Raw genomic sequence first — 12,347 nt, forward strand, 5'->3', positions numbered from 1 at the left:
GATAATGAGCATCGCGGTGAGGACCTCGATCTGGGTGAACCCCGCAGTAGGTCGAAAGAGACGGCGGAAGGGGGGCTGTTCAGCGCGTCGCATCGACGACCACCCCCGTCTCCGCCTCGACCGACAGGGCGAATGGTTCTCCCGTCCGTGTGCTCTGCACCGCCAGCGCCGCGCCGGCCTCGGTCCGTCCGCTGGGCGTGAATACCACAGGGCCGCGCGGCCCCGTGCCCCAGACGACGTCCGGCGGAAAGCAGACCCGCTTGATCACGGTGGCGGCGTTCCCGAGCCAATAGGATGCCGTCTTGCCCGGACAGGCCGCATCCTGCGAAGAGAAGGTCACCTTCACGTCAACTCGCCTAGTGATGGCTTCTTGTTGAGCGACCCCGAGATCCGAGGCCAGGAGGTGGGCCATCGCCCGCGCACGTTGAGTGCTGGCGTATCGGGCGTACGATGGGAGGGTGATCGCAAGGGCAATCCCGAGCAGGGAGATCACGATCAGCGTCTCCAGCAGGGTAAAGCCCGTTCGGTGACCGATCCGCACCCGCCAGTCGTTCATCGCACCTCTGGCAAAACCGCGAGGGTAGGAACGTCGGCCGACATGGAGGCTGCGATGATAGGGGCGAAAACAATTTGACCGCAGCGATCGGTGGTAGGGTACCAGGAGACGACAACCGAACACCATCATTCGACCGAACGCGTAAGATCCCTCTGTTCGGTGTCAACTCGGCGCGCTACGCTTGAACGCCGCGCGACGAGCGGGACAGGATGGCGGGGAGGTGGATCCAGCATGGGGCCTTTGCTGACCGGGCGCGTGGCGTTCGTGACGGGAGCCGGGTCGGGGATCGGGCGGGCGATCGCGATCCGGTTTGCAGAAGAAGGCGCGGATGTGGCAGCAGTCGACGTCAACGAGACGACCGCCGCCGAGACCGTAGCTGGGGTCCAGAGACTCGGTCGGCGGGGGCTCGCGCTGCGGGCGGATGTCAGCCGGTCGGACGACGTCGAGGCGGCCGTCACACGCGCGGGGGCCGGCCTGGGCCCGATCACCATTCTGATCAACAACGCCGGTTTGACGCGAGACAAGACCATTCGGAACCTCACCGAGGCCGATTGGGACCTGGTCCTGGACGTGCACCTCAAGGGGACGTTCCTCTGTACCAAAGCGGTCGCCGCCCGCATGCGCGAAGCCGGGCAGGGGGGGGCGATCGTCAATCTTTCGTCGATCTCTGGGAAGATCGGCAACTTCGGCCAGGCGAACTACGCATCGGCCAAGGCGGGGATTGTCGCGCTGACCAAGGTCACGGCCCGGGAATTTGCCCGCTACGGCGTGCGCGCCAACGCGATCCAGCCCGGGATGATCGACACCCCGATGACCCGGGCCCTCGGGGAAGCGCACCTGGCGCGGAGCGTGGACGCGACCCCGCTCGGCCGGCTCGGCAGGCCGGAGGAGGTGGCCACCGTGGCACTTTTTCTCGCCAGCGATCTCGCAAGTTTCGTGACCGGGGCGATCGTCGAGGTCACGGGGGGGAGGTACCTCTAGCGCATGAAGCCGCATCACGTGTCGCTCTCGGAATTCGAACCGAGTCGCCGGCCGGGCCTGACACGCGTCGTGGCCTCGGTTGAGGCGGGCCAGCCCGTGGAATTGCCACTGCTCACGCTCGTTGGGGACCGGTCCGGGCCGGTGTTCGTCGCGGTCGCCGGAGTGCACGGCGACGAGTACGAGGGCCCTCGCGCGCTCTGGCAGGTCGCCGCCGACCTTCCACCCTCCGCCCTCGCCGGCACCGTTGTGATGCTCCCGATCTGCAACCCGTGGGCGTTTGCGGCGGGGCTCCGCGCGACCCCGGCGCAGATCGACGGCGTCAACCTCGCCCGGACGTTCCCGGGGGATCCGCAGGGCTCGCCCACGCAGCGGCTGGCCGCCGCCCTGCTGGCATTCGTCATGCGACTCCACCCCGCGCTGTTCATCGATCTCCACAGCGGCGGCGTGCGGTACCGGTTTCTCCCCACCGTAGGATACCGGCGTGACCTGGGCGATGCGCCGCGGGCGCGGGCGGCCTCACGGGCGTTCGGTCTCCCGGGCCTCTGGGCGGGACGCGATCACCCCGGCACGTTCAATTGCGAAACCGCCCGCCTTGGAGTCACGACCGTGGGAGTCGAGATGACCGGGGCCGGTGGGTGCCTGGACGACGATGTGGCGGCCGACCGCGAGGGCGTCCTGAATCTCCTTCGCTGGTTGGGGATGGTGCAGGACAAGCCGGCTCCCGAAGTACGCGGGCCGTTCTGGCGGACGACCGACGTGCCGGCGCCTGCCGGGGGGTACGCCGTGCTCGAGCGCTCCGTGGGAGACCGCGTATCGGCAGACACGCGCATCGGTCACGTTCGGTCCCTTCTCGGCGAAGTGATCGGAGAGGCACGTGCTCCACACGACGGCACCGTGTGGGTCACCCGTCACCTGCGGGTGATCGATCCCGGGGAGGCGATCTGCATCGTGGCGAGACCGGCCGAGGGCGAGGCGTGAGGCGAGGGGGCGGCAACGTGTGACGGCCGGCGCGCAAAGCCGGACGCCTTTACTTTTTGACAAGCCTTTGGCATACTAAATCTCGCATCAGCAGGCTGCAAAGTCGGTTGGTAGCATGGTACGGCAAAGAGGTGGAACGGTATGGCGGTAGGGACGGTGAAGTGGTTCAGCGCGGAGAAGGGCTATGGGTTCATCACTCCGGAGGAAGGCAGCAAGGACCTGTTCGTTCATTACAGCGCGATCCAAGGCGATGGCTACAAGTCGCTGAATGAGGGTGAGAAAGTCGAATACGAAGAGACCGCGGGGCGCAAGGGCCCGCAGGCGTCCAACGTCCGCGTGGTTCGGTAGACTGCATACGGTGTCTTAGGGGATGGGGATGGCGCAGCCCGCCATCCCTTCCTGATTTTTGAACGCCGCTGCGCTGTGCTTCGAAAAGGGAGGGACGCGCAATGCCGCACGAGACCTACGCGACGAAGTTCGGTCTTCGTCCGGTCGCCTACGGCCGCCGGGGAATGGTGGCCACCGCCAACCCCCTCGCCACTCTGGCAGGAGTCCGCATGCTCGCCCAGGGGGGGAACGCCGTTGACGCGATCGTGGCGGCCGCGGCGGCGATCGGGGTCGCCGAGCCGTACATGTCCGGGCTCGCCGGGTGCGGGACTCTCATGCTCACGCCGCCCGGAGATATTCCGCGGGCGTTGGTCTTCCTCGGCCGCGCACCCGAGGCGGCGACCCCCGACCGGTTCGCGGGCGGCCACCCCGACGCCGGGTACATGACGCCCGCGGTGCCCGGCAACCTTGCGGGGTGGGCGCGGATCCTCAGAGACCACGGGAAACTATCGTTGGCCCATGTCCTCGAGCCGGCGATCGAACTCGCTGAGCGCGGTGTTCCGCTGACGCCGTTCGACCACCAGATGTTCTCCGAGAGCGGCGGCCGGCTCACCCCGGAGGGCGTCGCGAACTACTTCCACAACGGTCGCGTCCCGGAGGTCGGCTCGCTCTTGGTCCAGCCCGATCTGGCCAGGACGTTCCGAAGAATCGCGGCGGAGGGGATCGGGCACCTCTACGGCGGGGATCTGGGACGCGCGATCGATCACCTGATGCGGGAGCGAGGTGGGTTGCTCACGCTGGCGGATCTGCGCGGTTATCCTGAGACGCTAGAGTGGACCTCCCCGATCAAGACGACGTATCGGGGAGTGACCGTGTACGCTCCGCCGCCGCCGACCAGCGCGATTCAGGTACTTGAAACGCTCAACGTGCTGGACACGTTCGACGTCGGGAAGACGGGGCATCTCAGCCCCGATCACCTTGCCATGGTGGCGGAGGCATCGCGCGCGGCGCGGCTGGACACCGACCGCTTTGTGGGGGATCCGAGGTTCGCCTCGGTTCCCGTGGATCGGCTGCTTTCCCCCGTGCACACGCGAGAGCTCCTCACCGAGGTGGAGTGGCGGTTGCGGGCTCCGTCGGCGGTCGCCGGCGCTGCCGGCGAAGGAGCGTCCGGGGCGGATGGTGGGGTGGCATCGACGACGCACCTCGCCGCCGTAGACGCGAGTGGGTTGGCCGTCAATATCACACACAGCCTCGGGCATGGGTTCGGGAGCGGCGTCGTCGTCCCCGGGACCGGCGTGTGCCTCAACAACGCCATGCATTGGTTCTCGATGACGCCCGGGCACCCGAATGTGGTCGCGCCGGGCAAGACCCACGAATGGCCAATCGCGCCGCTGCACCTCCATCGGAACGGACGGTTCATGGGGACGATCGGGACGCCCGGATCGTACGGGATCCTGGTCACCACCGTGCAGGTCCTTGTTCACCTGCTCGACTTCGGGTTGAACCTGCAGGATGCGATCGGGGCGCCGAGGTTCCGGTGGATCGACGATGTCGGGGACCCGCTGCCCGCGCGGACGATGCGGATGGAGTCCCGCGTGCCGGAATCGACCCGAGGGGCGCTCGTCACGCGCGGGTACGATATCGAGTGGCTCGGACCGTGGTCGATGCGCGTGGGTGGGGTGCAGGGGACCCTCATGAATCACGATACCGGATGGCTCGCCGGTGCCGCCGATCCCCGGCGGAACGGGTACGCGATCGGCTGGTAAGCCGTTGCAGAACTCCGTGACCGGCTCGTCGCCCTCCGCCCGCCCGTCCGTGCTGCTGCTCGACGCCGGAGACACGGCGGCCGTTGCGCTTGCCCCGCTCCCGCCGGGGACCGCGATCGAGGTCATCCGCGGCGGAGATACTATACGGGTGGTGGCGGAGACGCTCATCCCGTTCGGGCATAAGATCGCCGTCGCGCCGATGGCGGCGGGAGATCCGGTGGTGAAGTACGGAGAGGTGATCGGGGTCGCGACCACCGCGATCCGGCCGGGGCAGCATGTGCACGTCCACAATGTGCGGAGCGACCGAGCGGGGGCCCATCGTGGCTGAGGCCTCGGCGGGATCGCTCCGTGGATGGCAACACCCCACCGGCATAGGCGTCCGGCGGCACCTCCTCGTGATCCCGTCGGTGATTTGCGCGGCCCAGGCGGCGTTGACGATCGTGGACGGCGAACCCGGCGCGGTGGCGATCGAGCATCAGCATGGATGCTCGCAACTCGGCGGGGACGCCCATCTGACCGAGCACGTCCTGACCGGACTCGGGACGCACCCCAATGTCGCCGGGACCCTGGTCGTGAGCCTCGGCTGTGAGACGGTGCAGGGGGTCGCGCTCCATCGGTCGATCGTCGGACGGGGCCAGCGCGCTGAGTTCGTGGGCATCCAGCAGGCGGGCGGTACGGGGGCGGCGATACAGGCGGGCCGCGAGGTGTTGCATCGCCTTCGGAGCGCGGCGGCGTCCGATGCGCACGTCGCGCTCGATTGGGCAGCTCTCCGCGTCGGCGTTGAAGCGGCGTGGCTCGACGTTCCGCCAAGCCAAGCCCGGGTCTTCCTCGAGGTGATCGGCGAGTTGCGGCGCGCCGGCGCTACAGTGATTCAGGCGGCCTCGACCGCGGGGGCCGATGCGGGCCTCTGGTGGGAGCAGGCCACTCAGCTGGTCCCAGGACCCCGGTTGAGTCCGAATGGCCTCTCGTACGCGACACGACCGGCCGGAGCGGGCGTGTACCTGATGGAGTCCCCCGCAACACGCATCGCGCAGAAGACTGGGCTGGCTGCCGCGGGTGCTCACGTGATCCTGTCGCCGCTGGCCGGCGGGCTGCCCGCGGGGTGCCCGGTGGCGCCCGTCCTGCATGTGGGGATCGCGCCGTATGCGCGGCCGTTCGCCGAAGATGTCGACGTCATGCTGGACGAGGCCCCGCCGGAGCTCGCCGCGGCCGCGGTGCTGGATGCGGTCGTCGGGGCGTGCCGGACGGTGACGTTGCTCGAGACGATCGGAGACTTTGAGATGGCGATCCACCGGATCGCGCCCACGATGTGAGGGCGATGGACGAGATCCTGCTGTACCGGCGGGCGGGCGCGAGAGGGTGGGGCGCGCGTAACCACGTGCTGGTCCTGCCGTTGATTGCCTCCGCGTCCGGCGTCGCGCGGGCCCTCGCGCGCGGGACCGGTGCGACGTGGGTGGAACACGACTACGAACCAACGGCCGACGATCTGCCCCAGAATCGCGACCGGATCACCCAGACACTAGTCGGTTTTGCCACCAACCCTAACGTGGGGGCCGTGCTCCTCGTGGCCGACACGCCGGAGCGGAGCGCGCTGCTCGATCCCATTCGAGCGACCGGCCAGCAGTCCGATCTGGTCGTTGTGACCGAAGCGGGAGGGCTGCGGGGCGCCATCGAGCAGGGCCGCACACGTCTGGGCGCACTCCTGACGAAAGCCGCCGCAGCAAGTCGAGAACGCGCACCCGTGGCCGCGCTGATGCTGGGGACGGAGTGCGGAGGATCCGACGCGCTCTCCGGCATCACCGCGAACCCGGCCCTTGGCGTCGCCAGCGACCACCTGGTTGACGCGGGCGGCACCGCCGTGCTCGCGGAGACGACCGAGCTCATCGGCGCCGAGCATCTGCTGGCCAGGCGTGCCGCCACCCCGGCCGTCGCCGAGGACATCTACCGGATCATCCACCGGTACGAAGCCGTCGTCCTCGCCCACGGCGAGGACATACGAGGCGCGAACCCGGCGCCCGGCAACATCGAGGGCGGGCTGACGACGATCGAGGAGAAATCGCTCGGCGCCGCCAAGAAGGGCGGGACCCGGACGATTCAGCAGGTCGTGGAGTACGCCTGTCGTCCGGCGACGAGCGGTCTCGTGATCATGGACACTCCGGGGAACGACATCGAGCAGATGGTCGGGATGGTCGCCGCGGGGTGTCAGGTCGCTGCGTTCACGACCGGCCGCGGCACTCCAACCGGATCGGCGATTGTTCCGGTCATCAAGATCGCCACGAACTCTCACACCGCGACCCGCATGCAGGACAACATCGACCTCAATGCCGGATTGATCCTCGAGGGGGCCGAGACCCTCGAGACCATGGGGCGACGCATTTTCGAGGCGATCCTTGCGGTCGCTCAGGGGGAACCGACCAAGGCGGAGCGTCTCGGCCATCGCGAGTTTTCGATCAGCCGGTATCCGTTCGCCGTGCTCGACGCCGTAACCGCCGCCCGATAACGCGTACAGGGGGGCTCCACGATGGCACGGAGTGGCAACGTGTCGGTGACGCAGGACACTCCGGTTCGGATGCGCGACGGCGTGACGTTGTACGCGGATGTGTACATACCCGAAGGGAATGGGCCGTTTCCGGTCCTCCTGATGCGCACCCCGTACAACAAGACCGCGTTCCAAGATTCCGTGTATGCCCATCCGGGTTGGTACGCCCGCCGCGGCTACATCGTGGTCATCGAGGACGTCCGGGGCCGCTGGAGCAGCGAAGGCGAGTGGTACCCCTTCGCGCACGAGTCGGAGGACGGCTACGATACGGTCGAGTGGGCCGCGCGATTGCCCAGGTCCAACGGCAAGGTCGGCATGTACGGGCTCTCATACGTCGGCGCGACCCAGCTGCTGGCGTCGGTAACGGCGCCGCCCCACCTGGCCTGCATCGCCCCGGGCATGACGGCGTCTGAGTACTACGACGGGTGGACATACCGCGGCGGCGCCTATCACCTGGCCTTCACGGAATCTTGGACCGTGATGCTGGCGGCGGACACCGCCCGCCGGCGCGAACTTCGCCGGTTGGAAGCGGAGCTCTACGCCGCCTTCAACGCGACCGGGCTGGTGTTTGGGACCTTACCTCTGAAGCAGTATGAGCTCCTCCGCCGCGAGCGCATCGCCCCCTACTTCTTCGACTGGCTCGACCACCCCACGCGGGACGAGTACTGGGAACGGTGGAGCATCGAGCGCCGCCACGCCAACGTCCGGGTTCCCGCGCTCCACATTGCGGGATGGTACGACATCTTTTTGGATGGAAGCATCCGGAACTACCTCGGGCTGCGCGAGCGCGCCGCGGACGACCGGGCCCGCAACGGGCAGCGGATCCTGATCAGCCCATGGATGCACGTCCCGTGGGCGCCGCTCGTGTCCGGGTGGGACTTCGGCGACGAGGCGCGAAGCCGGATCAACGAGTGGCAGCTGCGCTGGTTCGATTACTGGCTCCGGGGCGTGGAGAACGGGGTTCCCGACGATCCCCCGGTCCGGATCTTCGTCATGGGCGAGAACCGCTGGCGCGACGAACGCGAGTGGCCGCTGCGGCGCGCCCAGACGACCGAGTTCTTCCTCCACAGCCAGGGTTCGGCGAACTCGCTCAACGGGGACGGCGTTCTCAGCCGGGAACGGCCCGGCGAAGAGGACACGGACGTCTTCATCTATGACCCCCGCTCGCCCACGATGAGCTTTGGGGGACGGTCCTGCTGCCGGTACACGATCTCGCCGATGGGGCCGGCCGACCAGCGGCCGGCCGAGATCCACAACGGCGTGCTCGTGTACTCGACCCCGCCGCTCCTACGCGACCTCGAGGTGACCGGGCCGCTCTCGGCGGTGCTGTACGCGGCGACGACCGCGCGGGATACGGACTGGACCGTCAAGTTCGTCGACGTGTATCCTGACGGCCGCGCGATCAATGTGGCCGACGGCATCCTGCGGGCCCGCTATCGGGATTCCCTCTCGGTCCCGATGCTGCTGACTCCCGGCGAGGTGTATGAGTATCGCGTGGATCTGGGATCGACGAGCAACCTGTTCAAAGCGGGCCATCGGATCCGGGTCGAGGTGTCGAGCTCGAACTTCCCCTGTTTCGACCGGAACCTGAACACGGGAAACGCGCCGGGGGATGAATGGATCGCCGACTGCGCAGTGGCAACCCAGACGGTGTTCCACGATGCCAACCGGCCGTCTCGGATCGTGCTACCGGTGGTCCCCCGGCCCTAGTTTACCGTGGCCGAGGCGGGATGTGCGCTCAGTCGTCTCGGTGCGTGTCGGGGCTAGACAGGTAATGCAGGATCGACGCGAGATTGTCACGAGCTTCCGCGTAGTGCCGTCGTGCGCACTCCGTCGAGCAAAAATCATCCCCCTGCTCGACGGCGAGAGGAGGTTTCGGCATCCCGCACGCTTCGCATCGCTCATGAGCCATTTCGATTCCCCCCATTGCTCGCGTGGCAGACTTAGACAGCGGGGGTGGCCGGAATCGCTGCCACCCCCGCTCGTCTCTGCTTAATCTGCTGCTTCCGGCGATTTTAGGCGACGACGCGAACTCTGCTTGCCTGGGGACCTTTCTGTCCCTGAGACGCCTCGTACTCGACCTTCTGCCCTTCGTTCAAGGACTTGTAGCCTTCGCCCTCGATCCCGCTGAAGTGCACAAACAGATCCTTGCTGCCGTCTTCCGGGGTGATGAAGCCATACCCCTTCTCAGAGTTAAACCACTTTACAGTTCCGATTGCCATGCGATCCCCACCTTTATCGTATGCTACCAACCGACTTTGCAGCCTGCTGATGCCAGCCAAGCATGACACACTCTGCGCGTCAACGCAACAAGATTGTTTGGCCAGCCGCCTCCGCGATCACGGGCTCTTCACTATAGGTGGCGGCACACTCCAGACCTGCTTACGCACCTCATCCAGCAGCCTTGCCAGCGACCGCGCCTGAGCTCTGCTGAGGCCAGACATGAGCGAGCGAATGAGCCGAAAGTGGATCGGGGCAAACCCGCGGACAAAACGGCGCCCCTTTTCGGTGAGCTCGATCAAGACTGCGCGGCGGTCACCCGGATAGGTAACGCGACGCACGAGCCGGTCCTTGGCGAGTCCGTCGACGAGCCCGGTGATGTTCCCTGGGGTGACAACCATGAGCTCCGCCAACTCAGACGCCAGCACGGCCTGGTCCTCGCAGAGAAAGAGCGCCATCAGGAGACCCAGCCGGGCGGGTGTAAGATCGACCTGGTTCAATAGAGCACTCATATAATAATTCTTGATCTCGAGAGCGGTGCGAAGGATCGTCAGCGCACCATCGATGTAGTCAAAGTCGAAGTTGGGCAGTCTAGAAGCTCTTTGCTTCAGGCCTCGGCGGAGCACGCCGAGGCCGTCGCCCCGAGCAGGTGATCCGCTTGGTCGTTTTGCCCGCAAGGGGAACGGCCGCCTCCCTCGATTGTTGACATCTGAAATACTAACGACACCCGAAGCCATGTGTCAACTCTATTGGCGTCTTGACAGCAGAGTGAAACGGGGAATATTATCCGTAGTGGCTGATACTTGACAGGTAAACTATATTTCGGGGGAGCGCGCGTGTCGTCTGCACAGTCGTTCAACGAACCGACTCGAAACACAACGCGGGAGGCCGAGGTCGCGGTCGCCGGCGGCGGCCCAACGGGACTCTGGCTGGCGTGCGAGCTGGCTCTGGCCGGCGTGCGGGTCACCGTCCTGGAACGCCTCGCCGAGCCCACCGGACTCTCCAAAGCGCTGGGACTTCAGGCGCGATCTATGGAGATGCTCGAGGATCGCGGTATTCTCGATCGCTTCACGGCAGGCAACCCGACGCCGCCATTCCTGAACTTTGGCATGTTTCCTTTGGATCTGCGGAAACTCGACTTCCCGCATCCCTACGGCGTCGTCATTCCACAGGCACGCGTCGAGGCGCTGCTCGAGAAGCGCGCGAGGGAATTGGGGGCGGAGATCCGGCGGGGACACGAGGTGGTCGGGCTGCACCAGGATGAGCAGGGCGTCACGGTCGAGGTCCGCGCGGCGGCCGAGAGTTACGGACTGCAGGTCCGATATCTGGTCGGCTGTGACGGAGGCCATAGCACGGTGCGGACGCGATTGGGGGTTGCGTTTCCGGGGCTCGAGCCGACGATCATCGGACGGATGGGGGATGTGAAACTGTCCGAAGGCGCACTCGAGCTGCTGAAACGAGGGGTCCCCGAGCTCGGCGGGCGTGCGTTCGGCATCGCACGCACGAAGACGGGTAACTTCGCCATTGTTCCCATGGGCTCCGGGGTGTATCGCGTCGCGGCAGTCGAATGGGATCAACCGTCGATCGACCATAACGCGCCGATGGTGCTCGACGAACTGCAGGCAGCGATCCACAGGGTGATCGACCTGGACCTCCCGATGCACGATCCGGTATGGCTTTCTCGGCCGACGGACAGTAGCCGTCTCGTGGAGCAGTACCGTGACGGCCACGTGTTCCTGGCGGGAGATGCCGCTCACGTGCATTGGGCGTATGGCGGGAAGGGATTGCAGACCGGGATCCAGGACGCCGGCAATTTGGGTTGGAAGCTGGCCGCACAGGTTCATGGCTGGGCCCCCTCGGATCTGCTCGACACCTATCACGCCGAGCGGTACCCCGTGGGGCAACGGTTGATGATGATCACCCGGGCCCAGGAGGCGCTGGCGCGCCCGGGCGAGCACGTCACAGCGCTGCGCGAGCTGGTTGGCCAGCTCTTGACACAGGAACAGACGTTCCGATCCATCGTGGAGGCGATCTCCGACGTGGATATCCGTTACGACATGGACGCCGACCGCGGGGACCGGCATCCGCTGCTCGGCCGATGGGCGCCGAATCTCACGCTGCGCACTGAACGTGGCACAACCCGGGTCGCGGAACTCATGCATGCGGGCAAGGGCGTGTTTCTCGATATTGCCGCGCGACCGGCGCTGCATGATGTCGCCGCGCACTGGGCCGATCGAGTTGATGCGACGATGGCCCGGTGTTATGAGCGTCCAGCAAATCTCGACGCGTTGCTCGTCCGGCCGGATGGTTACGTGGCCTGGGTAGCCACGTCCGATGACGGGGATGGGGAATCCCAGAGAGCGCTGCGTGCCGCTTTGGAGAGATGGTTCGGCGCCGCGGCAAATCAAAGAAAGACTCTTGGCAGCGGACCATGAAACCTGATAGAGTAGGGGATGGTTCTGAGAAGTAACACAGGGTTCACCGTGCGGACAGCGTTATACGTGGGGACGTAGCTCAGTTGGGAGAGCGCCTGAATCGCACTCAGGAGGTCGGCGGTTCGAATCCGCTCGTCTCCACCATATTTCTCAAGATTTCCGAGTGATCACTTAAAGACCACCTGACGTGTTTTCCCGGGCTGCGACATTTTCGCAGCCAGTTCGAATTTGCTCCTCGCCTGATCACGCTCGGCGACGTGCGCCTTCGCCCAGTGGCACAAGTCACGAAGTGGTTTGATGAGACTGCGGCCCATAGCGAGAAAACTGAGCGTCCTGCGAGAATCCCGCTAGTTCCAAATTCTCAAAAGGGAGATCAGGCGATGTCCGAAAGCATCGATATCTTGCTATACCGAGCATAGCGAGGGTAGAGACGGTTAACAGTCGCCGGCGCGACACAAGTCGCTTTTGCCTCTGACCTTGCCCGGTCAAAAGACCGGTGACTTCGCCCGGGCGCGAAGAGAGGGAGTGGTTTCTTGACAACGCCG

At 66.1% G+C, this 12,347-nt stretch carries 12 protein-coding genes and 1 tRNA gene; 10 read left to right on the forward strand and 3 right to left on the reverse strand.

The features are described from left to right. Positions 1-79: 79 nt before the first annotated feature. The gene (locus tag VFP86_10820) at positions 80-556 is read right to left on the reverse strand and encodes a GspH/FimT family pseudopilin (GenBank protein HET9000130.1); all 477 of its coding nucleotides are present in this window, start codon (positions 554-556) and stop codon (positions 80-82) included. A 231-nt stretch (positions 557-787) separates the two neighbouring features. On the opposite strand from VFP86_10820, the gene fabG reads away from it, so the two are divergent. From fabG to VFP86_10860, 8 genes are all read left to right on the forward strand, one after another. Continuing rightward, positions 788-1,537 carry a 3-oxoacyl-ACP reductase FabG gene (gene fabG / locus VFP86_10825; protein ID HET9000131.1) on the forward strand — a complete coding sequence of 250 codons (750 nt, stop codon included), beginning with the start codon at positions 788-790 and terminating at the stop codon, positions 1,535-1,537. A 3-nt stretch (positions 1,538-1,540) separates the two neighbouring features. After that, on the forward strand, positions 1,541-2,515 hold the full coding sequence (locus VFP86_10830) for a succinylglutamate desuccinylase/aspartoacylase family protein (protein HET9000132.1): 975 nt from the start codon (positions 1,541-1,543) through the stop codon (positions 2,513-2,515). A gap of 141 nt (positions 2,516-2,656) precedes the next feature. Further along, a complete protein-coding gene (locus VFP86_10835) occupies positions 2,657-2,863 on the forward strand; it encodes a cold-shock protein (protein ID HET9000133.1) in 207 nt (68 codons plus the stop codon). A 101-nt stretch (positions 2,864-2,964) separates the two neighbouring features. Beyond that, complete coding sequence (locus VFP86_10840; protein HET9000134.1) at positions 2,965-4,608, forward strand: gamma-glutamyltransferase family protein; 1,644 nt, start codon at positions 2,965-2,967, stop codon at positions 4,606-4,608. 4 nt (positions 4,609-4,612) lie between these two features. Beyond that, a complete protein-coding gene (locus VFP86_10845) occupies positions 4,613-4,936 on the forward strand; it encodes a UxaA family hydrolase (protein HET9000135.1) in 324 nt (107 codons plus the stop codon). Further along, positions 4,929-5,921, forward strand: coding sequence for a UxaA family hydrolase (locus VFP86_10850; GenBank protein HET9000136.1), 993 nt, complete (start codon positions 4,929-4,931; stop codon positions 5,919-5,921). The genes VFP86_10845 and VFP86_10850 overlap by 8 nt, the downstream gene beginning before the upstream one ends. A 5-nt stretch (positions 5,922-5,926) precedes the next feature. Continuing rightward, entirely contained in the window at positions 5,927-7,108 is a 1,182-nt protein-coding gene (locus tag VFP86_10855; protein HET9000137.1) for a UxaA family hydrolase, read from the forward strand. Between the two features lie 21 nt (positions 7,109-7,129). Beyond that, the gene (locus tag VFP86_10860; GenBank protein ID HET9000138.1) at positions 7,130-8,857 is read left to right on the forward strand and encodes a CocE/NonD family hydrolase; all 1,728 of its coding nucleotides are present in this window, start codon (positions 7,130-7,132) and stop codon (positions 8,855-8,857) included. Between the two features lie 305 nt (positions 8,858-9,162). Here VFP86_10860 and VFP86_10865 read toward each other — a convergent pair whose 3' ends face one another. Then, entirely contained in the window at positions 9,163-9,369 is a 207-nt protein-coding gene (locus VFP86_10865; protein ID HET9000139.1) for a cold-shock protein, read from the reverse strand. 117 nt (positions 9,370-9,486) lie between these two features. Further along, the gene (locus VFP86_10870) at positions 9,487-9,993 is read right to left on the reverse strand and encodes a MarR family transcriptional regulator (GenBank protein ID HET9000140.1); all 507 of its coding nucleotides are present in this window, start codon (positions 9,991-9,993) and stop codon (positions 9,487-9,489) included. A 210-nt stretch (positions 9,994-10,203) separates the two neighbouring features. Here VFP86_10870 and VFP86_10875 point away from each other — a divergent pair, with 210 nt between their 5' ends. Both VFP86_10875 and VFP86_10880 read left to right on the forward strand, forming a co-directional pair. Beyond that, entirely contained in the window at positions 10,204-11,802 is a 1,599-nt protein-coding gene (locus tag VFP86_10875; GenBank protein HET9000141.1) for an FAD-dependent monooxygenase, read from the forward strand. 68 nt (positions 11,803-11,870) lie between these two features. Continuing rightward, a tRNA-Ala gene (locus VFP86_10880) sits at positions 11,871-11,946 on the forward strand. Positions 11,947-12,347: the final 401 nt, after the last annotated feature.

Source organism: bacterium, from assembly GCA_035703895.1.
GTDB lineage: Bacteria > Sysuimicrobiota > Sysuimicrobiia > Sysuimicrobiales > Segetimicrobiaceae > Segetimicrobium.